At 73.3% G+C, this 21030-nt stretch carries 17 protein-coding genes and 1 pseudogene; 6 read left to right on the forward strand and 12 right to left on the reverse strand.

Translation table 11 applies throughout. From position 1 onward, the window contains the following. Nucleotides 1-880: 880 nt before the first annotated feature. Together ACIGNX_RS19405 and ACIGNX_RS19410 are read left to right on the forward strand one after the other, a co-directional pair. Nucleotides 881-1072: pseudogene (locus ACIGNX_RS19405) on the forward strand (hypothetical protein); the annotation flags it as partial. Nucleotides 1073-1145: 73 nt separating this feature from the next. Further along, the gene (locus ACIGNX_RS19410; RefSeq protein ID WP_396541870.1) at nucleotides 1146-2471 is read left to right on the forward strand and encodes an O-antigen ligase family protein; all 1326 of its coding nucleotides are present in this window, start codon (nucleotides 1146-1148) and stop codon (nucleotides 2469-2471) included. Nucleotides 2472-2623: 152 nt separating this feature from the next. On the opposite strand, the gene ACIGNX_RS19415 is transcribed toward ACIGNX_RS19410, so the two are convergent. The 8 genes from ACIGNX_RS19415 to ACIGNX_RS19450 form a co-directional block, all read right to left on the reverse strand. Beyond that, the gene (locus ACIGNX_RS19415) at nucleotides 2624-3184 is read right to left on the reverse strand and encodes an acyltransferase (protein ID WP_396541872.1); all 561 of its coding nucleotides are present in this window, start codon (nucleotides 3182-3184) and stop codon (nucleotides 2624-2626) included. Continuing rightward, nucleotides 3181-4272, reverse strand: coding sequence for a DegT/DnrJ/EryC1/StrS family aminotransferase (locus ACIGNX_RS19420; RefSeq protein ID WP_396541948.1), 1092 nt, complete (start codon nucleotides 4270-4272; stop codon nucleotides 3181-3183). Before ACIGNX_RS19420 ends, ACIGNX_RS19415 begins: the two co-directional genes overlap by 4 nt. Then, entirely contained in the window at nucleotides 4272-4928 is a 657-nt protein-coding gene (locus ACIGNX_RS19425; protein WP_396541874.1) for a NeuD/PglB/VioB family sugar acetyltransferase, read from the reverse strand. The genes ACIGNX_RS19420 and ACIGNX_RS19425 overlap by 1 nt, the downstream gene beginning before the upstream one ends. Continuing rightward, the gene (locus ACIGNX_RS19430; protein ID WP_396541876.1) at nucleotides 4925-9769 is read right to left on the reverse strand and encodes a DUF4082 domain-containing protein; all 4845 of its coding nucleotides are present in this window, start codon (nucleotides 9767-9769) and stop codon (nucleotides 4925-4927) included. Before ACIGNX_RS19430 ends, ACIGNX_RS19425 begins: the two co-directional genes overlap by 4 nt. Before the next feature lie 197 nt (nucleotides 9770-9966). Then, on the reverse strand, nucleotides 9967-11109 hold the full coding sequence (locus tag ACIGNX_RS19435; protein WP_396541878.1) for a DegT/DnrJ/EryC1/StrS family aminotransferase: 1143 nt from the start codon (nucleotides 11107-11109) through the stop codon (nucleotides 9967-9969). After that, complete coding sequence (locus ACIGNX_RS19440) at nucleotides 11106-12098, reverse strand: SDR family NAD(P)-dependent oxidoreductase (protein WP_396541880.1); 993 nt, start codon at nucleotides 12096-12098, stop codon at nucleotides 11106-11108. Before ACIGNX_RS19440 ends, ACIGNX_RS19435 begins: the two co-directional genes overlap by 4 nt. A 32-nt stretch (nucleotides 12099-12130) precedes the next feature. Next, complete coding sequence (locus ACIGNX_RS19445; protein WP_396541882.1) at nucleotides 12131-13195, reverse strand: Gfo/Idh/MocA family protein; 1065 nt, start codon at nucleotides 13193-13195, stop codon at nucleotides 12131-12133. Nucleotides 13196-13206: 11 nt separating this feature from the next. Continuing rightward, nucleotides 13207-14688 carry a sugar transferase gene (locus ACIGNX_RS19450; protein WP_396541884.1) on the reverse strand — a complete coding sequence of 494 codons (1482 nt, stop codon included), beginning with the start codon at nucleotides 14686-14688 and terminating at the stop codon, nucleotides 13207-13209. Nucleotides 14689-15263: 575 nt separating this feature from the next. Between ACIGNX_RS19450 and ACIGNX_RS19455 the strand changes: the two genes are divergently transcribed. After that, the gene (locus ACIGNX_RS19455) at nucleotides 15264-15791 is read left to right on the forward strand and encodes a hypothetical protein (protein WP_396541886.1); all 528 of its coding nucleotides are present in this window, start codon (nucleotides 15264-15266) and stop codon (nucleotides 15789-15791) included. 51 nt (nucleotides 15792-15842) lie between these two features. Here ACIGNX_RS19455 and ACIGNX_RS19460 read toward each other — a convergent pair whose 3' ends face one another. Next, the gene (locus tag ACIGNX_RS19460) at nucleotides 15843-16064 is read right to left on the reverse strand and encodes an RNA-binding S4 domain-containing protein (RefSeq protein WP_396541888.1); all 222 of its coding nucleotides are present in this window, start codon (nucleotides 16062-16064) and stop codon (nucleotides 15843-15845) included. Nucleotides 16065-16183: 119 nt separating this feature from the next. Between ACIGNX_RS19460 and ACIGNX_RS19465 the strand changes: the two genes are divergently transcribed. Continuing rightward, nucleotides 16184-16873 (forward strand): DUF742 domain-containing protein, encoded by a 690-nt coding sequence (locus ACIGNX_RS19465; protein WP_396541890.1) that lies wholly within the window; start codon nucleotides 16184-16186, stop codon nucleotides 16871-16873. Here the strand turns inward: ACIGNX_RS19465 and mug are convergent. The 3 genes from mug to ACIGNX_RS19480 all read right to left on the reverse strand — a co-directional run bounded on the left by mug (nucleotide 16850) and on the right by ACIGNX_RS19480 (nucleotide 18669). Then, complete coding sequence (gene mug / locus ACIGNX_RS19470; RefSeq protein WP_396541892.1) at nucleotides 16850-17353, reverse strand: G/U mismatch-specific DNA glycosylase; 504 nt, start codon at nucleotides 17351-17353, stop codon at nucleotides 16850-16852. The genes ACIGNX_RS19465 and mug overlap by 24 nt on opposite strands. A 92-nt stretch (nucleotides 17354-17445) precedes the next feature. Beyond that, on the reverse strand, nucleotides 17446-18093 hold the full coding sequence (locus tag ACIGNX_RS19475) for a copper resistance protein CopC (protein ID WP_396541894.1): 648 nt from the start codon (nucleotides 18091-18093) through the stop codon (nucleotides 17446-17448). A gap of 9 nt (nucleotides 18094-18102) precedes the next feature. Then, nucleotides 18103-18669 carry a DUF5666 domain-containing protein gene (locus ACIGNX_RS19480; protein WP_396541896.1) on the reverse strand — a complete coding sequence of 189 codons (567 nt, stop codon included), beginning with the start codon at nucleotides 18667-18669 and terminating at the stop codon, nucleotides 18103-18105. A 146-nt stretch (nucleotides 18670-18815) separates the two neighbouring features. Between ACIGNX_RS19480 and ACIGNX_RS19485 the strand changes: the two genes are divergently transcribed. Both ACIGNX_RS19485 and ACIGNX_RS19490 read left to right on the forward strand, forming a co-directional pair. After that, nucleotides 18816-19556, forward strand: coding sequence for a response regulator transcription factor (locus tag ACIGNX_RS19485; RefSeq protein ID WP_396541898.1), 741 nt, complete (start codon nucleotides 18816-18818; stop codon nucleotides 19554-19556). After that, on the forward strand, nucleotides 19534-20991 hold the full coding sequence (locus ACIGNX_RS19490; RefSeq protein ID WP_396541900.1) for a sensor histidine kinase: 1458 nt from the start codon (nucleotides 19534-19536) through the stop codon (nucleotides 20989-20991). The genes ACIGNX_RS19485 and ACIGNX_RS19490 overlap by 23 nt, the downstream gene beginning before the upstream one ends. Nucleotides 20992-21030 lie beyond the last annotated feature (39 nt).

The following is a 21030-nucleotide window of genomic DNA, read 5'->3' on the forward strand; positions in this document are numbered from 1 at the left end:
CAACACCCTGCGCGCACGCACGCAGGGTAAACGTGGATCGGGGAGCGGATGGACTTCTGGGGCGCCGTGCGAACGCTGCGCAGGCGGTGGTACATCGCCGTGCCCGCGGCGATCACGGCGGTCGCCGTGGCCGCCGGGGTGTTCCTGTCCATCCCGACGCGCTACCAGTCCTCCGGTGTCATGGTGCTCACGTCGCCGGCGGCGGGCGGCACGTTCTCGCAGAAGCTGTCGCCGGAGGACGCGGTGCGGGTCAACCCGCTGCTGGCGTTCGACGGCAGCCTCACGACCACCGCGCAGATCCTGGCGCAGATCCTGGCGGACCCGAAGACCCGCAAGGACTCGCTCGGGCTGGACAAGGACTCGCCGGACAACTTCACCGCGTCGGGCGGCGGGATGAGCGGGCCGTTCCTGTTCGTCACCGCGGACGGCAGCACGCCCGAGGCGGCCGAGCGGCTGGTGACCACGGTCATGGAGTTCGCCACCAAGGAGCTGGACAAGCAGCAGACCGCGCTGAAGGCGCCGGCGTCGACGTTCATCACCTCGCAGGTGATCGTGAACCCGACCGCGGCGGAGGCGCAGATCGGCGGCAAGGTCCGGTACGCGGGCGCGGCGTTCGTGCTGCTGATGCTGCTGACGACGGCGGCCACGTTCGGCGGTGACAGCGTGCTGAACCACCTGCGCCGCCGCCGGGAGGCCCGGGCGGGCGGGGGCGAGGCGGAGCCGGAGGGCACGCCGAAGGCCGCCGCCGCGCCGCCGGCCACCCCGGCGAAGGGCGTGCCCGCGCAGGGCGGTCACCCGCCGCAGGGTTCGCCACCCCAGGGCTCGCCGTCCCAGGGTTCGCCTTCGCAGGGCTCGCCTTCGCAGGGCTCGCCTTCACAGGGCTCGCCTTCACAGGGCTCGCCTTCACAGGGCTCGCCTTCACAGGGGGGACCTCCCAAGGCCGCGCCTCCGCAGGGCGCGGCGCCCCAGGCCGCGCCGCAGGGTCCGCCGGTTCCGCACAACGGCGCGCCGCGCCGTCCCCCGGGCCCGCCGGTCCGCCGCCCCCAGCCCACGGCCAGCGAGCAGACGGTGAAGATCGCCGCGCCGCGCAACGCCGGCAAGCCGGGCGGGCCCGCGTGGCCGACCAACGACGACCGACCCTGACCGTGACCGAGCAGTTCCTGCCGGTGCGGCGGCAAGCGGACGGCGCCACGCTGGTCAGCCTGTTCCTGCTGGCGCTGCTGATCATCCCGGCACGGCTGGTGCTGTCGTTCGTGCCGATGACCCTGCCGCCCGCGCTGGTGGTGGCGCTGCTGCTGGGCGTGCTGTGGGTGTCCGGGCAGATGGTGGACACCGTCGGCATGGGCAAGGGGCGCAACGTCGTGCGCACGGCGTTGGCGCTGTACCTCGCGTCGCAGCTGGCGACCTACGGCGTGGCCACCCGGCGGTGGCTGCCGACCGACGAGCTGACCGTGGCCGACAGCAGCATCATCCGGATCACGTCGATGATCGCGGTCGCGGTGTTCGTGTGCGACGCGGTGCGCACCAAGGACCGGCTGGACCGGGTGCTGAGGCTGCTGCTGGCGTGCGCGGCGGTGATCGCGTTCGTGGGGCTGGTGCAGTTCGGGCTGGGCGTCGACCTGGCGTCGTACGTGTCGCTGCCCGGGCTGCGGGTGCAGGACAACGGGTACTCCGCGATGGAGGCCCGGTCGATCTTCCGCCGGCCGACCGGCACCACCAACCACCCCATCGAGTTCGGCCTGGTGTGCGCGATGGCCGTGCCGCTGGGGGTGCACTACGTGTTCAAGGCGCGTGACGACGGGACGCCGCACGTGCGCTGGGTGGTGTGCCTGGCGCTGGTGGGGCTGGGCGCGCTGACGTCGTTGTCGCGGACCGCGCTGCTGGGCATGGCGGTGGGCGCGATCATCATGATCATCACGTTGCCGCGGCGGCGGAAGATCACCACGGCGCTGGTGGGCGGTGGGTCGTTCCTCGGGGCGAGCCTGGTGGTGCCGGGGCTGTTCGGGACGTTGCGCGGGATGTTCTCCAACATCGAGGACGACCCCAGCGTGAAGGCGCGCACGGCGGACTACGAGGCGGCGTGGGAGCAGATCGACCTGCACCCGTGGGTGGGGCGCGGGTTCGGCACCTACCTGCCGACGAAGTACACGATCCTGGACAACCAGTTCCTGCTGACGTTGATCGAGAACGGTTACCTGGGGCTGTTCGCGCTGATCGGGATGTTCCTGGCGGCGGCGTTCGCGGCGATCCGGGTGCGGATGATCAGCAAGGACGAGCAGTTGCGCAGCCTGGCCAGCGCGCTGGTGGCGGGCGTGATCGCCGGTGGGATCGCGTCGGTGACGTTCGACCTGCTGGGGTTCGGCGTGGCGACCGGCCTGGTGTTCACCATGATCGGCGTGACGGGGGCGTTGCTGCGGATCGCCAAGGAGGAGCGCTCGCGCGGGGCGGCGGAGCCGGCTGCGGAGGCGTGAACGCCCCGCCGGCGTGGTCCGAGCGTTGAACTCGGGGGTCCTGAACGTAGGACTCACGAGGCTTGAACGTAGGACTCACGAGGCTTGGGCGTAGGACTCACGGGGGTGGGCCGCTGCGGACCTGTGCGGTCCGCAGCGGTGCCGGCCGGGGGTCAGGGGGTCTTGGTCAGGCCCTTGTCGGTCTCGGTGTAGGCGCTGTGGCAGTCGGGGCAGATCAGGCCCGCGTCCAGGCGTTGGCCGCAGGTGCAGACCCAGCCCTTGTGCGTGGCGGGGTTGCCCGCGACGAACGCGTGCGCCGCGACGTCCTTCGTGATCACCGAGCCGGCGGCGGCGAAGGCGTGCTCGCCGATCTCCACGCCGCAGACGACCACCGTGCCCGCCCCCAGCGTCGCGCCCCGGCGCACGACGGTCGACAGCAGCGCGCCACCGGTGCGCTTGATCGCCGCACGCGGCCGCAGGTCGTTGGTGAACAGCACGTTCGGCCCGAGGAACACCTCGTCCTCGCAGACCACGCCGTCGAACACCAGCGTGCCGTTCTTCACCGTCACCCGGTCGCCGAGCACCGCCCGGTTCTCCACGAACGCGCCGTCGCAGATGTTGCAGTCCCGACCCACCCGCGCGCCGGGCAGCACGTGCGCGAACGCCCACACGCGCGTGCCGTCGCCGACGTCGGAGCTCTCGCACAGGCCGTTGGGGTGCACGTAGACGCTCATCGCACGGCCTCCGCGAGGGCCGCCACGACGCGCTCCTGCTGCGCCGGGGTGATCTCGGGGAACAGCGGCAGCGACAGGATCTCCCCCGCGACCGCCTCGCTGACCGGGAAGTCGCCCGGCGCGTGGCCCAGGCCCTCGTACGCGCCGGTCAGGTGCACCGGCGTCGGGTAGTGGATGCCCGCGCCGATCCCCGCCGCGTGCAACGACGCCAGCACGCGGTCGCGTTCCGGCACCCGCACGACGTAGAGGTGCCACACGGGCACGTTGCCCTCCAGCACCGCTGGCGGCGTCACGCCCGGCACGTCGGCCAGCAGCGCCGAGTAGCGGTCGGCCGCCGCGCGCCGCCGCTCGTTCCACTGCTCCAGCCGGCGCAGCTTCGCCGACAGCACCACGGCCTGGAGCGTGTCGAGCCGGCTGTTGAAGCCCACCACCGAGTGCTCGTACTTGCGCGGCGACCCGTGCTCCCGCAGCAACCGCACCGCGCCCGCCAGCTCCTCGGACGTGGTCAGCACCGCGCCGCCGTCGCCGTACGCGCCGAGGTTCTTGCCCGGGTAGAAGCTGGTGGCGGCGATGTCGCCGAGCCCGCCGACGGCCACGCCGTGCCGCCGCGCCCCCTGGGCCTGGGCCGCGTCCTCCACGATCGGCAGGCCGAACGACCGCAGCCGCTCCACCGGCGCGGCCTGCCCGTACAGGTGCACGGGCACCAGCGCCCTGGTGCGGGGCGTGACGGCCTCCGCGACCTGCGCCACGTCGATCAGGCCGGTGTCGGCCACGCAGTCCACCAGCACCGGCGTGGCCCCGGTCCGGGCCACCGCGCCCGCGGTCGCGATGAACGTGTTGGCCGGCAGCACGCACTCGTCGCCCGGCCCGACGCCCAGCGCGCGCAGCGCCAGCTCGATGGCGTCGGTGCCGTTGCCGACGGCGACGCAGTGCGGCACCTCCTGGTAGGCGGCGAACTCCTCCTCGAACGCGGCGACCTGCCGCCCGCCGACGAAGGCGGTGTTCTTGAGCACCTCCGCCCAGCCGTCGGCTACCTCGTCGGCGACCTGCTCGTGCTGGGCACGCAGGTCCACCAGCGGGATGTCGATCACGAACCGCTCCCCTCTCGCAGTCTCCGGGCGGGGTTGCCCACCCAGACCTCACCCGCGGGCACGTCGGCGAGCACCACGGAACCCATGCCCACCACCGCGCCCGCCCCGATCGACACGCCCTCCCGGACGGCACTGGCCTGCCCGAGGTACGCGCCCTCCCCCACCCGCACCGACCCGCCCAGCGACGCCCGGCCGGCGAACGTGACGCCGTCGCCCACCTCGTCGTCGTGCGTGATCAGCACGTGCGGCATCGCCACGACGTGCGCCCCCAGGCGCACCGGCGCCGTCACCACCGCGCCGGCCAGCAGGACCGAGCCCGGCCCCACCTCGGCGCCGACGGCCACCGAGGCCGCCGGGTGCACGGCGGTAGCCCACCGGTCCTCCGGCAGGCCCAGCCGGGCGACGACGGCCAGCCGGCCGAGCGGCCGGTGCGCGTTGGCCACGCACACCAGCACCGCCGCGTCGGTCAGCTCGTGCACCAGCTCCGTCCCGCCCAGCACGGGCAGGCCGTCGAGGTCCGCGCCGTGCCGCGCCGGGTCGTCGTCCAACGCGCCCACGGGTCGCCACAGCGCCGGGGTGAGGCGGACGGCCGCGAGGACCTCGCGGGCCAGTCCGCCGCCACCCACCAGCAGCAGCGGTCGCGGGGCGCTCATCCGGTCGTGAACACTACGTCGACCCAGTAGTTGCTGCCCGCGTAGGACGACGCGGGGAACCCGGGACCGGACCGGTAGACGCCGTTCGGCCTGCCCTCCGCGCTGGCCGGTGCGCTCAGCGGCGGGCTGGTCACGGCGTTGCCCATGAAGTACCCGGTGTCCACGGAGTACCGGCCGTTCGGCGCGGTGTAGGACGCCACGTAGGTCGTCCCGGCCGACACGGCGACCGGCGAGGCGAACGTGAGCGTCTGCCAGCCGGTGGCCGTCTCGTCGCCGAACGCGCCGGTGGCCAGCGGGTTGCCGGCCGCGTCCCACAACGTGCCGGTGTGCGTGCCGGTGTTGCCCGCCCCCTTGTAGAACCGCACGCCGGTGACGGTGCCGCTCACCGACGGCACGAACCGGACGCCCAGCTCGTAGGAGCCCGTGTCGTCGGCGGCCGCCACGGTGGGCACGGTCGCCGCGCTGAACAGCGAGCACGGGCAGTTCCCGGCGGTGGTCGTGGTGAACGACCAGGTCGTGGGCGAGGGCATCGCGTTGCCGTAGACGTCGGCGATGCGCAGGCTCGCGGTGTAGGTCATGCCGCCGCCCAGCGGCGCGGCGGGCGTCCACGTGACCTGCTGCTGGTTGGCCGAGAGCGACAGCGTGCCGGCGAGCTTCGCGCCGCCGGAGTCGGCGAGCGAGAACCGCGCCGTGCTGAGGTCGACCGGCTCGTCGAACGACGCCGTGAGCGGCGAGGTGCGCGACACCGCGCTCGCGCCGTCGAGCGGGGTGCGCCCGTTGACCACCGGCGGGGTGGTGTCGTCGTTGGGCAGGAAGACCACGTCGACCCAGTAGTTGCCGCCCGCGTAGGAGTTCGTCGGGTAGCCGGCGCCCGCGCGGTACACCCCGTTGCCGCCGTCCAGGCCCGCCGGCGCGGTCAGCGGCCCGCCGGTCGCCGCGTACCCGGTGAAGTACCCGGGGTCCACGGAGTAGCGGCCGGTGGTCGTGGTGTAGGAGGCGGTGTAGGTGTGCCCCGCCTGCACCAGCACCGGGGTGGCGAAGGTCAGCGTCTGCCAGCCGCTCGCCGTCTCGTTGCCGAACGTGCCGGTGGCCAGTTGCTGCCCGGTCGGGGACCACAGCGTGCCGGTGTGCGTGCCGGTGTTGGCCTCGCCCTTGTAGAACTTCACCGCGGTGATCCGGCCGCCCGCGTTCGGCGTGAACCGCACGCCCAGCTCGAAGGCACCGGTGTCGCCGCTGGAGGTGATCGTGGGCACGGTCGCCCCGCTGAACAGCGTGCACGGGCAGATGACGTCCGCGGCGGTGGTGAACGACCACGTGGCCTGCTCCGCCATCGGGTTGCCGTTGGCGTCGGCGATCAGCGCGTTCGCGGTGTAGCGGGTGCCCGGCACCAGCTTGCCCGACGGCGTCCAGGTGACGGTCCGCTGGTCGCCGGACAACGACACCGAACCGGTCAGCTGGGTGCCGCGCGGGTCGGTCAGCCAGATCTGCGCGCTGGCCGGGTCGACCGGCTCGCTGAACGTCGCGGTCACCGGTGCGGTGGCGACGACGCCCGTCGCGTCCGCGGCCGGGGACCGGTTCGTCAGCGCCGGGGGCGTGGTGTCGCCGTTGAGGCCGTTGCGGAAGACCACGTCGACCCAGTAGTTCGTCGCGTTGAACGACGCGTTGGGGAACCCGCCGCCGCTGCCGTAGCGGTAGACGCCGTTGGCGCCGTCGACGCCGTCGGCGAGCGCCCGCAGGCTCGCGTAGCCCGCGCCCTGGCCCGCGAAGTAGCCGCTGCTGACCGAGTACCGCCCGTTGGGCGCGAAGTACGACACGACGTAGGTCGTGTTGGCCTGCACGACGACCGGCGAGGCGAAGGTCAGCTTCTGCCAGCCGCTCGCGGTCTCGTTGTCGAACGTGCCGGTGGCCAGCAGCAGGCCGGTGGACGACCACAGCGAGCCGGTGTGCGTGCCGGTGTTGCCCGCGCCCTTGAAGAACCGGACGCCGAGCACCTCACCCTTGCCGTTGAAGCGCACCTTGGTGCCGACCTCCGTCGGCGTGGTGTCGGTCGCCGCGAGCACGGCCGGCCTCGTGAAGTCGTCCCAGATCGTGCACGGGCACGTGGCGGGCCGGGTGGCGCCGGTGGTGAACGACCAGGTCGACTGCGGCGTCTGGTTGCCCGCCGCGTCCGCGACGCGCACCGCCACCGCGTAGCCGGTGTTCGGGGTCAGCGCCTGGGCCGGGGTGAAGGTGACCGTCCTGTTGGCGTTCGACAGCGCCACCGTGCCGGACACCGCGCCCGCCGGGCCGGTCACCGTGAACTGGGCGCTGCCCGGTGCGACGGCCTCGTCGTAGGTCGCGGAGACGGCGGTGTCGAGCGCCACGGTGCCCTCGCCGGCGACCGGCGCGGTGGACGCGAGCAGCGGCGCGCGCTGGTCCGGCCCGGGGTCCGGCGCCCACACCACGTCGACCCAGTAGTTGCTGCCCCAGTGCGACTGCGTCGGGAAGCCCGGGCTGCCGAACCGGAACAGGCCGTTCGGGCCGTCGTCGTTGTTCTTCGACCCGGTGAGCGGTTCGAGGTAGCGCGGCTGCTGGAGGAAGTACTCCAGGTCGTAGGAGTAGTGCCCGTTGGGCGCGAAGTAGGACGCGACGTACGTGGTGCCCGCGGTCACCGCCACCGGTTGGGCGAACGTCAGCGTCTGCCAGCCGGTGGCCGTCTCGTTGCCGAACGTGCCGGTGGCCAGCGGGTTGCCCGCCTTGTCCCACAACGTGCCGGTGTGCGTGCCGGTGTTGCCCGCGCCCTTGTAGAACTTCACCCCGCGCACGTAGCCGTCGCCGTTCGCGCGCCACTTCACGCCCAGCTCCAGCGGCGAGGCGTCACCGCTGTCGGCGACGGCGGGCTTGTCCGCCGCGGTCCACAGGCCGCACGGGCAGGTGCGCGGGTTCACGCCGGGCGTGGCCACCACGGGGGTGGACAGGTTGGCCGAGTCGTCCACCGCGCGCACGCGCAGGCTCGCCGGGCCGGACTGGGTGGGCGTGTAGGTGTAGCTCCACGCGCTCTGACCGGCCTGCCACACCGCGGGGTGCCAGCGCTTGCCGCCGTCGGTGGACACCTCCACGCCGCCGACCTGGCCGCCCACGTCGGTGACCGTGCCGGAGAACGTGTACGCCGCGCCGACGCCGGAGATCGCCGGGACGCTGGTGAACGCGACCGCCGGCGCCTGGGTGTCGGTGCTCTTGGTCGCCTGCACCAGGCCGGCCTGCAACGTGGTCGCCGACACGCCCATGTCGGCCAGGAAGTTGACCGTCGCCTGCTTCATCCGCACGTCGGAGGTCGGCGTGTTGGTGAGGAACGCGTGCTCGTCGTCCAGGCCCCACGCCCACTGCACCGTGCCGGCGGCGAACACCAGCGAGCCGCTCGGGTGCTTGTAGTAGGTGATCGCGTGGGTCTTCGTGTCCGGGGTGTAGAGGTCGCCGTGGTTCTGCAGCACGTACGGGCCGTCGGACATGGTCACCGTGGTGCGGGAGAGCTGGGCCACGCCCGCCGGCTGGAAGCCGTTGTCCTCCACCGAGTTCCACTCGTAGCCCAGGGTGCCGGGCTGGAAGGTGTAGGTGGTGCCGGCGGCCATGCCCTGCAGCGAGGTGTGCCGCCACAGCCGCATCCTGCCGTAGGCGGCGGGCACCTTCAGCGAGTCCTCGCGGCGGCCGTTGACGGTGAAGAGGTTGCCCAGCAGCGCGTTCTCCGGCCGGCCGCCGTCCTGGGGCGGGCTGTAGCGCGGGTCGCGCCAGGTGCCGGTCCAGTCGGCCAGGCCGTCGTTCTGGGTGCCCTTGGTCTCCTTGTAGCAGGCGATGGTGCGCCAGTCGGTCTGGGAGGAGTCGATGCTCTTCTCCCACCGGTGCTTCCAGAAGATCTCGTTGCCGGTGAGGAACGCCAGGTGCACGCCGGCGTCGCGGGCCGCCTCCACGTTGGCGCGCTGCTCGTTGGACCAGTACTCGTCGTGGCCGACGGCCATGAACACCTTGTGGTTCTTGATCAGGTGGCCGCGCCGGGCCGAGTCGGCGTCGGTGGTGTAGCTGACGTCGTACCCGTTGGCCTCCAGGAAGCGCAGCATCGGGTACTCGGCGTTGAAGATGAAGTTGTCGTCGCCGTCGCCGCCGGTGTAGGGCCGGTTGTAGCTGACCTTGTACGCCTGGCCGCCCTGGCCGGGTCCGTCGCCGAAGTAGAGGCTGTTGCCGCCGTAGCGGTTGTAGGCCACCCACGTCGAGTCGGAGGTCTGGAACAGGATCTTGGAGGTGCTGGTGTCGTCACGGACCACGAAGACGATCTCGTTCTCCGCGCCGGTGTCGTCGCGGTGCGCCCGCGCGTAGTACAGGCCGGACACCGCCGTCGTGGGCACGTTCCAGCTCAGCGACACGTCCCAGTTGCCGCAGTCGATCAACGCGCTGCCGTCCGTGCCGCGCAGGCACGGGAGCTGGTTCTGGGGCGTGTCGCGGGTGATCCGCTCCTGGAACCGGGCGCCGACGCCGCCGTACCAGCCGAGCCGGTAGATGTCGATGTAGTAGGAGGGCGCGCTGGTGAGCATCTTGAAGTCGACCCGGCCGCCGGGGATCGCGCTGATGTCGGTGGTGAAGCCGAGGATGTTGTTGTCCCGGTAGGACACCTGCCAGTCGGGCGTGCCCGCCTTGGTGTTCTCGCAGGCCACCTTGTTGACCACCGGCACGTCGCACGGAGCGGCGACGGCCTCGGGCGCGCGCAGCAGGCCGACGACCACGATGGTGGACGCCACGAGGGCGGCCACGACGACCAGGCGCAGCAGTGTTACCGCGACAACGGGTCTGACCCGCATCCGGTCGGTGGTCATGGATGTCTACCTTTCGGGCGAAACGGCCGTAACTGCGAGTGATGACGTGCGCACTACGTCGACCAGCGGAGCCTTGTTGCTCCGATCGTCGCGCTAACCGCACTTCGCGTTACAGCGCAAAGTGATCGTCGCTCGGGCGGTCACCGGTGGTGGCCGCCCGGGCGCGATCGGTCGTGCGGTGGAGCGGTCGTGCGGTGCTACCGCGCGGCGAGCGGCGCGCCCAGCGCCGCGCCCAGCTCCTCGACCACCGCGTCCTGCTCCGCGGCCGTCAGGTCGTGGTACAGCGGGAGGATCAACGACCTGCGGGTGAACGCCTCCGTCACGGGCAGGTCGTCGTGCGGGTGGCCCTCGTAGGCCGGTTCCAGGTGCGCGGCCATGATGCCCCGGCGCGCCGAGACACCGCGGGCGGCGAGCCGCGCCAGGACCTCGTTGCGCTCCACCGGGGAGTCCTCGGGCAGCATCACCCAGAAGGACTGGTAGTTCGTCGTGCCGTGCTCCGGGTCGCGCACCGGGCGCAGGCCCGGCAGGTCGGCCAGCAGCTCGTGGTAGCGGGCCGCCAGCTCCCGCCGCCGCCGCACGATCGCGTCCAGTTTGGACAGCTGCACCAGGCCGACCGCGGCCTGGATGTCGGTCATGCGGTAGTTGAACGCGGTCTCCAGGTAGCTCTCCACGACCGCGCCGCCGCCCGCGTGCCGCTCGGCCGCGCTCACGCTCATGCCGTGCTCGCGCAGCCGCCTGGCCCGGGTGGCCCAGTCGGCGCGGTTGGTGGTGAGCATCCCGCCCTCGCCCGTGGTGATGAGCTTGCGCGGGTGGAACGACCACGCGGCCACCTCGGCGTCCGCGCCGACCGGCACGCCCCGGTAGGTGGAGCCGGCCGCGCAGGCCGCGTCCTCCACCACGGCGACGCCGCGCGGGGCGCACAGCGCGCGGATCCCGTCGACGTCGGCCGGCACACCGCCCTGGTGCACCAGGATGACGGCGCGGGTGCGCTCGGTGAGCACGGCCTCGACCGTGGCCGCGGAGAGGTTGCCCGTCTCCTCCTCCACGTCGGCGAACACCGGGGTGGCGCCGCAGTAGCGGACCGCGTTGGCGGTGGCGATGAACGACAGCGACGGCACCACGACCTCGTCGCCCTCGCGCACGTCCAGCACGTGCAGCGCGACGTGCAGCGCGGTCGTGCACGAGGACGTCGCCACGGCGTGCAGCGCGGCGACGCGGCGGGCGAAGGCGTCCTCGAACGCGGCGACCTTGGGGCCCTGCGCGACCCAGCCGGAGAGCACGGCCGCGGCGGCGGCCTCGGCCTCCTCCGCACCCAGCCACGGCTTCATCACCGGGATCACCGGGAGACCTCCGATCGCGCGGTCCGCCACCACGACACCAGGCCGCGCAAGCCGTCCACCAGCTCGATGTCGGGCTTCCAGCCCAGGTCGCGGCCTGCGGCGGAGATGTCGGCGAGGCGGCGCGTGACGCCGTTGACCGCGCGCTCCGGGCCGTGCTCCAGCGGCAGGTCGGAGTCCATCGCGGCGAGCAGGGCGTGGGCCAGGTCCTTGAGGCTGGTCTCCCGCGCGCTGGCGATGTTGTAGACCCGGTCGGTGACCGGGGCCGCGGCGGCCAGCACGTTGGCGCGGGCGATGTCGTGCACGTGCACGAAGTCCATCGTCTGCGCGCCGTCGCCGAAGATCAGCGGCGGTCGGCCGTCCGCGATGCGCTCCATCCAGCGGATCAGCACCTCGGTGTACTTGCCGTGCGCGTCCATCCGCGGCCCGTAGACGTTGAAGTAGCGCAGGGCCACGTAGTCCAGGCCGTACATGGCGTGGAAGCTGCGCAGCACGCCCTCGTTGAACGCCTTGGCCGCGCCGTAGAACGTGTCGTTGTTGTACGGGTGGTGCCGCTCGGTGGTCGGGAACTCCTCAGCCAGCCCGTAGACCGAGGCCGACGAGGAGGCGATCACCTTCTTCACGCCGGCCGCGGCGGCGGCCTCGACGACCGTGAACGTGCCGTCCACCAGGCACTCCAGGGCGAGCCGCGGTTCCTCGGCGCACTGGGTGATCCGGATCGCGGCCAGGTGGAAGACCAGGTCGGTCCCCCGGCTGAGGTCGGCGAGCAGCGCCCGGTCGTTGATGTCGCCCTCGACCACGGTGAGCCGGTCGCCCGCCGCGGCGGCGGCGTCGGCCAGGTTCTCCCGGCGGCCGCGGACGAAGTTGTCGAGCACCACCACCTCGGCGGCGCCGGCGGCGAGCAACTGGTCCACCACCGCGGAGCCGATGGTGCCCGCCCCTCCGGTGACGAGGGCGCGCTGGCCGGTGATCGGCTGGGCCGCGTCCGACATGGTGGTCGTTCCTTCCCTGCTTGGTTCGGTGGTCACGCGGTGGCGAGCTGGACGAGGTCGGGCCGGCCGACCGGGGCGACGGCGACGAACGCGCCGCCGGCGGCGAGGCTCGCGGACGCGGCTTCGAGGATGGCCAGCACGCGCAGGCCGGACCAGCCGTCGGTGAGCGGGGCGCGCTTCTCGGTGATCGAGGCGGCGAACTCGGCCATCATCCCGCGCAGCGCCTCCTTCTCCGGCAGCGCGGGCGCGACGGTGTCGCCGCGCCGGTAGGAGATGATCGCCTGCCGGCGGTCCTCGTCGTCCTCGATCCGGTCCGCGCCCCGGTCGTGCACGGACAGGCGCTGCACGGCGTTCAGGTCGTCCCACACGACCGTGCGGCGCGAGCCGCCGACGATCATGGTGCGGACCTTGGTCGGCGACAACCAGTTCACGTGCACGTGGGCCAGCACGCCGTCGGACAGCTCCAGCGTCAGGTGGCCGACGCACGCGCGGCCCGCGCCGATCGGGTCCGAGCCGTGCGCGGCGACCCGGGTCACCCGCACGTCGTCGGGCAGGACGGCGTCGAAGATCGACAGGTCGTGCGGCGCGAGGTCCCAGAACACGTCGACGTCCGGCTGCACCAGGCCGAGGTTGATGCGCACCGAGTCGAGGTACTGCACGGTGCCGATCCCGCCGCCGCGCACGAGCTGCCGCAGGTGCTGCACGGTCGGCGTGTAGACGAAGGTGTGGTCGAGCATCAGCGTGAGGTCCCGCTCCTCGGCCTCGCGGACGAGCTCCAGGCCGTCGGCGTAGTTCGCCGCCAGCGGCTTCTCCACCAGCACGTGCTTGCCCGCCCGCAGCGCGGCCAGCGCGACCGGCAGGTGCGTGGCGGCGGGGGTCGCGATGGCGACCGCGTCGACCGCGGGGTCGGCGAGCACGTCGTCCAGGGAGCCGGACACCCGGACGGTGGAGTAGTCGCCCAGCACGCGCCGGGCCCGCTCCACGTCCAGGTCGCACAGGTAGCGCAGGTTCAGGCCGGGGGTGGCCTGGGCGTTGCGCACCAGGTTCGGCCCCCAGTACCCCGCGCCGATGACGGCGATGCCGATCGGCTGGTCCATCTCACTCCTCATCAGTAGGCGCCCTGACCGCCGAACACGGCTCGGATCGTCTTCCACAAGATCAACGCGTCGAGGGCGAGCGACCACTCCTCGACGTAGCGCAGGTCGAGCCGCACCGACTCCTCCCACGACAGGTCGCTGCGGCCGGAGACCTGCCACAGGCCGGTCAGGCCGGGCTTCACCAGCAGCCGGCGGCGCATGTCCGGGCCGTACTTCGCGCTCTCCTCCGGCAGCGGCGGCCGGGGGCCGACCAGCGACATCGTCCCGGCCAGGACGTTGAACAGCTGCGGCAGCTCGTCCAGCGAGTAGCGCCGCAGGAACCGCCCGACGGTCGTGACGCGGGGGTCGCGGCGCATCTTGAACAGCACGCCCGCGCCCTCGTTCACCGCTTCGAGCCTGGCGCGCAGCGCGTCGGCGTCGGTGACCATGGTGCGGAACTTGACGATGGTGAACGGCACGCCGTCCTTGCCGACGCGGCGCTGCCGGTAGAGCACCGGACCCCTGGTGTCGACCATGATCGCCACCGCGACCGCCAGCAGCACCGGGCCCAGCAGCGCGACCAGCAGGGCCGAGCCGACCTTGTCCACCGCCGTCTTGACCACGCGGCGGAACCCGGTGAACGACGGTTCGCTCACCCGCAGCAGCGGCATCCCGAGCACGCCCGTGACGTGCAGGCGGGGTCCGGCGAAGTCCATCAGGGCGGGCGCGACGACCATCTCGGTGCCGGTGCCCTCCAGGTCCCAGGCGAGCTGCTGGAGCCGGCGGGGCGTCCAGTAGGCGTCGGCGGTGACCGCGACGATCCGGTAGCCGCCGCGGCGGACCTGCTCGCCCAGCTCGCCGAAGCGCCCGACGACCGGCACGCCCTCCAGCTCCAGGCCGATCTCGGCGCGGCCGTCGACCGTGCACACGGCGTCCACGCGCCACCCCAGGTGCGGCGCGCGGCGGGTGCGGCCGATCAGGTCGCTGACGGTGTCGATGTTGCCCGCCGCGAGCACCGGCAGCAGGCAGCGGCCCTCGCCGCGGGCGCGGTGCAGCGGGCGGCGCAGCAGGTAGCGGACCGGGAAGGCGACCAGCGCGACGGCCGGCCCGACCACGAACACCCACAGGCGGGCGCCGGGCAGGTCGGCCGCGAGCGCGCCGAGCCCCAGCGCGACGACGGAGCCGAACAGGCCGCGGCCCAGGCGGCGGAACTCCTCCGCGCCCTGGCCCAGCACCATGGGGTTCCACACCCGGTTGAGGAACAGCGAGCCCACGACCACCGCGACGGTGACCGCTTCCAGCGCGACCAGCGGCAGCGGCGCGAAGGAGGCGTGGCGGGCCGACAGCGCGAAGCCGGCGAGCACGACCACCAGCACCGTGCACAGGACGTCGGCGGCGATCACGCCGTAGCGGTAGGCGGGTTCCCAGCTGCCGACGGTGGGGCTGGTGGTGCGGTAGGTGTCGCCGGCACCCGCGACGGGTCTGCGTCGCGTGGGCTGGACCTGCTCGCTCATCGTGGTTAACCCCCGGGTTGGGCCGGCTCGGACGTGCACGTGCGCAGGGCATCCCCGACGGACCCGCGTGTGTACGGCAATTGTTTCGACCGGTGATTTCTCGCCCAGCCAAACCGTCATTCGCCCAACCCTCGGCGCGCGTTACACACACAGTGAACGTCCACCTGGTGGACATTCCTCGGTGCGACAGTTGGCCTACACCCAGGCGAGTCGCCGCGTGACTTCGGGTCACCGACTTGCGCTGTGGAAATGTCCTGTCACCGGGAGGGGTCACACGGTCCACAGTGGCCGGAGGGTGGCCGCGCGAGCGCGCGGGCACGTTCATCGAACGCGGGCCCCAATCCGTTACAGGGGGTTTTCGACGGCGGTCGAAGCTGCGCCCGAAAACGGCCGGAAAGGGGGTCCGGCGGGGACGGCGGGACCGCAGCGCGGCGGGTCGGGGTCACCCTTTCACGGTGTGCGGGCAGCTATTCGGCGCAACGGCTCGGGCACTTCGGGTGACCGGTGTGGGGCATTTCCCCCGGGCCGACCGGACCGGAGTGACCGTCGCCACTTTTCGGGGTCACAATGGCCCCGTGGTCGTCGTGTGGGTGGTCGGCGGGTTGTCGGTGGCGTTCCACGGGGCGTGGGCGTGGCGGACCCGGCTGTACCCGCGCGGGTGGCGCGGGGTCGGATTGGCCGTGGTGGACGCCACGTGGAGCCTGCCGAACACGGTGGCGGGAGCGGTGTTCCTGGCGTGCGCGCTGGCCCGGGGCAACCGGGTGGACGAGGCGTTCAGCCGGGGTCGCGGCACGCTCGGGCTGCGGGACGGGGTGATCGAGGGCTTCGCCACCACGGTGGGCCCGGTGCAGGCCGGCGTGGCGATGGGCGTGGACGACCACGAGGCCGTGCACGTGCTCCAAGCGCGCCTGTTCGGTCCCCTCTACCTGCCGCTGGTGGCGGTGAACTGGGTGGTGGCCACCGCGATCCCGTACTGGCTGCTCTACCACGACCGGGCGGCGGCACCGATCGACGGCGTGGCGGCCTACTTCCGGCGGGGCGTCTACCCGCACTGCTGGCACGAGGAGTGGGCCTACCGCCGCCAGGGCACCCCGCCGCTGTGACGCGGAGACCGGGCCGGGCCGGCCGCGGGACCGCGGCCGGCCGACGGGGTGCTAACGACCGGTAACCAGGCGGGCCTTCTCGCCGCCGACGGCGACCACGTCACCGCCGCGCAGCTGGGCCCCGCGCCGGGTCTCCAGCCGGCCGTTCACCGTGACCTCCTCGGATTCCACCAGGTCACGGGCGTGCGCGCCGTTGTCGGCCAGGCCCGCCAGCTTGAGGAACTGGCCCAACCTGATCATGTCGTCGGAGATCTCGACCTCGCGGATGCGCATCGTCCCATCATCCTCCAGGCCCCACCGCCCGGCCGCGCGCGGCGCGGTTAACGAGGATTGCACGGACTCGAAACACGACCGTCATCGGCCGGACGTGGTTCGGTCTAGGTTCCCGAATCGTGAGCACAGGCAGCTCTGATCCGGAGCCGACCGGCGGCGGGCGCAGACGCCGCCGGTCCCTGCGCGGGAACGTCGGCACGACCGGCGCCCGCTTCGGCTCCCCCGCGTTGCAGCGCAGTCTCGACCAGGAACCGGCGGAGGCGCCCGAGCCACCCCGCCGGAGGAGGTCGTTGCGCGGCGAGGTCGGCGCCACCGGCGCCCGGTTCGGCTCGGCGGCGCTGCGGCGCAGCCTCGACGAACAGGAGCCGTTGGAGGACACCGCGCCGCTGGAGGCACCCTACGACTACGACGAACCGCCGACCCCGCCGACCCCGCCGACCCCGGAGCCGGAGCCCGTCCCGGAGGAGTTCTCCGGTCCCCTGGTCCGCCCCTACGCGTGGACGGGTGGCCGCACGGCCCCCGACTACGACCTGCGGCTGGAGACCCTGATCTCGCTGGAGGAGGACGGGATCGCGGTCGCCATGCGCGACACCACGGCCGAGCAGCGGTCGATCGTGGAGATGTGCGCGCGGCCCCGGTCGGTCGCCGAGGTGTCCGCGCTGCTGGCCGTGCCGCTGGGCGTGGTGCGGGTGCTGCTCGGCGACCTGATCGCCATGGGCGTGGTGGCGGCGCACGACAACGCCGCCGCGCCCGGCGGGCCGGACTTCACGCTGCTGGAACGGGTGCTAGTCGGCCTGCGCAACCTCTGACCGCAGCCGGCCGAACACCTCGGCCAGGGCGGCCAGCCGGTAGTGCGCGTTCAGGCCGCTGGGGTTGGGCAGCACCCACAGGCGCGACGAGGCGATCGACTCCGGTTGCGGGCCGATCGCCGCCGCCTTGCGCCCGAAGGCCGCCCGGTACGCCGTCACGCCGACGACCGCCACCACCTTCGGCCGGTGCCGCCGCGCCAGCTCCGTCAACCGCTCCCCGCCCGCCCGCAGCTCCTCCGGCGTCAGCTCGTCGGCCCGCGCGGTCGGTCGGTGGACCAGGTTCGTGATGCCCAGGCCGTAGCGCGGCAGCTCGTCCTGCTCGGCCGGGCCCATCAGCCGGGGCGTGAACCCGGACAGGTGCAGCGCGGGCCAGAACCGGTTGCCGGGACGGGCGAAGTGCTGCCGCTTGGCGGCCGACATCAGGCCGGGGTTGATGCCGCAGAACAGCACCTCCAGGTCCGGCCCGAGGACGTCCGGCAACGGTTGCTCCCCCGCCGGGGGTTCGGGTGTCGTCACCGCCCTGGAGTACCCACCGGCCGCTCCGGTAGCCCACGGGAGCCAGTGGTGGCCGACTACTCGGCGCGGTCCTCCGCCGCCTGGCCCCGGGCCCGCCTGGCCAGGGCCACGCCGACGGCGATGCCGACCACCGCGAGCACCGCGACGACCAGCACCCACACCCACAGCGGCACGCCGCCGTCGTTCGCCCCCGGGGTGGCGGCGGGCGCGGTCGTCTCGGTGGGCGCGGCGGTGGTCGTGGCGGCGGGCGCGGTGGTCCGGGTGGTGGTCGCGGACGCCGGCGCGTCGGTCGAGGTGGCCGCGGGCGGCGCGGCGGGTGTGGTGGCGGCCGGCGGGGCGGGCGCGGCCAGCGTGAACGCCACCGCGCCGTCCACGAAGTCGCCGTCGAGCGACTCGACCTGCCAGGACACCGCGTACCGGCCGGCGGGCGAGCCGGTCTCCGCCAGCGGGACGACGAGGGCCGGGCCCTGGGCGGTGATCTCGCCCGTCGGCCAGGCCGCGCCGTCCGGGCCGACCACGGTGACCGTGGCGCTCTCGGCGGGCACCGGTTCGGTGAACGTCAGCGTGAGCCGCGTCGGCCGCTGCGGCAGGGTCGCGCCGTCGGCCGGGTCGCTGGACACCAGTTCGGTGTGCGCCGACGCCGGGGTCGCGACGCCGAGCAGGGCCAGGGTCGCCAGCAGCGCCGAGAGCGCCAGTCGGGTCATGCGGTAGTTCTACCGGGTCGGCGGGGTGCCCTGCTGCCCGTCGCCGGGCGGTTGGCCGTCGCCCCTCCGCTGCTGCGGGCCGCCGCGCATCACGTCGCCCTTCATGATGGAGTCCGCGGTGGCCTCGCCGTTCTCGTCCTCGGAGGCGACGACGGTGACGTGGTCGCCCTCCTCCAGGTCGTCGACACCGCCGTTGCCGCCGTTGACCTTCGTGTCGCCGTCGATCCGGTACGTGCTGCTGAACCCGTCGGTGCTCTTGACCGTGATGGACGAGTCGCCGACCTCGGTGACCTCGCCGTTCTGGAACTCGCCGTGCTGGGTGTCGCCGAACGGCCCGCCCATGATGGTGAACCCGGGTCCGCGCATGCCGTAGCCGCCGGGGCCGCGCATGCCGCCCTGGGCCGCCTCGGAGTTGCTCGCCGCGTAGATGACGCCCCCGCCGACGGCGGCGATGCCCACCGCGATCGCGAGCGCGACGACGGTCTTGCGGCCGTTCCAGCCTGGTCCCGTGGCGGCGGCCTGCGGTGGCGGCTCCTCGCCCCAGGTCGGGTGCTGCTGCTCGGTTTCGGTAGTCATGCGACCACGATCGCGACCGAGCCTGTGAGCCGGCTGTGCGGCCGTTGGGCTGGGCCTGTGCGTGCCCGCGACGGGTCGGCCCGCCTCACAGGTGGTACACAGGATCGGCACAGGTCCGGCTCAAGGGCCGGGTTCACGATGGGAGCATGCGCCCAGTGTCCGCTTCGGGGAACTCCCCGGAACTGCGCCGCCCGGACGGCAGTCCGGTGCGGGTCCTCGTGGTCGACGACGAGTCCACCCTGGCCGAGCTGATGTCCATGGCGTTGCGCATGGAGCGCTGGGAGGTGCGCACCGCGCTGGACGGCACGTCCGCCGTGCGGACCGCCCGCGAGTTCCGGCCGGACGTGGTGGTGCTGGACGTGATGCTGCCCGACTTCGACGGGCTGGAGGTGCTGCGCCGGCTGCGCGCGGACCTGCCGGCCCTGCCGGTGCTGTTCCTGACCGCGAAGGACGCGGTGGAGGACCGGATCGCCGGGCTCACCGCGGGCGGGGACGACTACGTGACCAAGCCGTTCAGCCTGGAGGAGGTCGTGCTGCGGCTGCGCGGCCTGCTGCGCCGCACCGGCGTGACCGAGGCGAGCGCGGGCACCGAGCTGGTGGTGGGCGACCTGGTGCTGGACGAGGACACGCGCGAGGTGCGCCGCGGCGGTGCGGCGATCGACCTCACCGCGACCGAGTTCGAGCTGCTGCGGTTCCTGATGCGCAACCCCAGGCGGGTGCTGTCGAAGGCGCAGATCCTGGACCGGGTGTGGAGCTACGACTTCGGCGGCCAGGCCAACATCGTGGAGCTGTACATCTCCTACCTGCGCAAGAAGATCGACGCGGGCCGCACGCCCATGATCCACACCATGCGGGGCGCGGGCTATGTCCTCAAGCCCTCGTCCTGACCGCCCGCCGGGCCGCGGCGCGTGGCCGCTGCGGACCAGGCTGGTGGTCGCCCAGGTGGTCCTGCTGGCCGTGGTCTGCGCGATCATCGGCGTGGCCACCGGGTTCGCGCTGCGCGACACCCTGGTGGCCCGGCTGGACAGCGAGCTGTTCGACACGGCCGCCAAGGTGCGGCAGAACGCCCCGCGGCCACCGCCGGGCGTGGTCCACAACCCGTTGGACGGGCCGGGGTTCGGGCCCGGCACGCTGGTGGTGATCGAGCACGGCGCCGGCACGAGCGGCGAGCTGATCAACCCGGGCAGCCTCGACCGCACGATGCTCTCGCCCGAGGTGGCGGACCGGGTCCAGTCGGTGCCCGCGGACGGCAGGCCCCACACGATCCGGCTGGGCGACGACCTGGGCGACTACCGGATGGTCGCGACGACCGCACCGAACGCGTCGAAGTTCATCACCGGCCTGCCGATGGCCGACGTGGACGCCACGGTGACGCGGATGGCGTGGGTCGTCGGCGGCGTGGCGCTGGCCGGGCTGGTCGCGGTGAGCCTGGCCGGTGCGCTCATCGTGCGCCGCACGCTGCGCCCGCTGGAACGGGTGGCCGCGACCGCGAGCCGGGTCGCCGAGCTGCCGCTGCACCAGGGCGAGGTGGCGCTGGCCGAACGGGTGCCCGACGAGTACGCCGACCCCGACACCGAGGTCGGCCAGGTCGGTCTCGCGCTGAACCGGATGATCGGGCACGTCGGCGGCGCGTTGGCGGCCCGGCACGAGAGCGAGACCAGGGTCCGGCAGTTCGTCGCCGACGCGAGCCACGAGCTGCGCACCCCGCTGGCCGCGATCCGCGGCTACGCCGAGCTGACCCGCCGCACGTCCGACGAGGTGCCCGAGCAGATCGGGCACGCGATGCGCCGGGTCGAGTCCGAGGCGGTGCGGATGACGTCGCTGGTCGAGGACCTGCTGCTGCTGGCCCGGCTGGACGCGGGCCGTCCCCTGGCGCGGGAGCCGGTCGACCTGTCCCGGCTGGTGGTCGACACGGTGAGCGACGCCCGGATCGCCGGGCCGGACCACGAGTGGCGGCTGGAGCTGCCGCCGGACGCCGTGTGGGTGACCGGTGACGGGCACAAGCTGCACCAGGTGCTGGCGAACCTGCTGTCCAACGCGCGCACCCACACGCCGCCGGGCACCACGGTCACCACCACCTTGTCCACTGTGGAGGGCGGGGCGCGGTTCGCGGTGAGCGACGACGGACCCGGCATCCCGGCGGGGTTGCAGGGCGAGGTGTTCGAGCGGTTCAGCCGGGGCGACACCTCGCGCTCGCGGGCGGCGGGCAGCACCGGGCTGGGGCTGTCGATCGTGGCCGCCGTCGTCGCCTCGCACGACGGGTCGGTGCGGCTGGCGAGCCGGCCGGGCCGCACCACGTTCACCGTCCACCTGCCGCGCTGATCCCGCCGCGGGACCGCGCACAGCCGGCTCACAGGCGCG

It is taken from the genome of Actinosynnema sp. NPDC053489, from assembly GCF_044544865.1.
Lineage (GTDB): Bacteria > Actinomycetota > Actinomycetes > Mycobacteriales > Pseudonocardiaceae > Actinosynnema.

What these genes read in the sequence shown, in the direction of transcription:
- ACIGNX_RS19415 (WP_396541872.1), bottom strand. Translation starts at nt 3,184, where the DNA reads ATGAGCGTCTACGTGCACCCCAACGGCCTGTGCGAGAGCTCCGACGTC.
- ACIGNX_RS19425 (WP_396541874.1), bottom strand. Translation starts at nt 4,928, where the DNA reads ATGAGCGCCCCGCGACCGCTGCTGCTGGTGGGTGGCGGCGGACTGGCC.
- ACIGNX_RS19430 (WP_396541876.1), bottom strand. Translation starts at nt 9,769, where the DNA reads ATGACCACCGACCGGATGCGGGTCAGACCCGTTGTCGCGGTAACACTG.
- ACIGNX_RS19440 (WP_396541880.1), bottom strand. Translation starts at nt 12,098, where the DNA reads ATGTCGGACGCGGCCCAGCCGATCACCGGCCAGCGCGCCCTCGTCACC.
- ACIGNX_RS19445 (WP_396541882.1), bottom strand. Translation starts at nt 13,195, where the DNA reads ATGGACCAGCCGATCGGCATCGCCGTCATCGGCGCGGGGTACTGGGGG.
- ACIGNX_RS19450 (WP_396541884.1), bottom strand. Translation starts at nt 14,688, where the DNA reads ATGAGCGAGCAGGTCCAGCCCACGCGACGCAGACCCGTCGCGGGTGCC.
- ACIGNX_RS19460 (WP_396541888.1), bottom strand. Translation starts at nt 16,064, where the DNA reads ATGCGCATCCGCGAGGTCGAGATCTCCGACGACATGATCAGGTTGGGC.
- ACIGNX_RS19475 (WP_396541894.1), bottom strand. Translation starts at nt 18,093, where the DNA reads ATGACCCGACTGGCGCTCTCGGCGCTGCTGGCGACCCTGGCCCTGCTC.
- ACIGNX_RS19480 (WP_396541896.1), bottom strand. Translation starts at nt 18,669, where the DNA reads ATGACTACCGAAACCGAGCAGCAGCACCCGACCTGGGGCGAGGAGCCG.
- ACIGNX_RS19485 (WP_396541898.1), top strand. Translation starts at nt 18,816, where the DNA reads ATGCGCCCAGTGTCCGCTTCGGGGAACTCCCCGGAACTGCGCCGCCCG.
- ACIGNX_RS19490 (WP_396541900.1), top strand. Translation starts at nt 19,534, where the DNA reads ATGTCCTCAAGCCCTCGTCCTGACCGCCCGCCGGGCCGCGGCGCGTGG.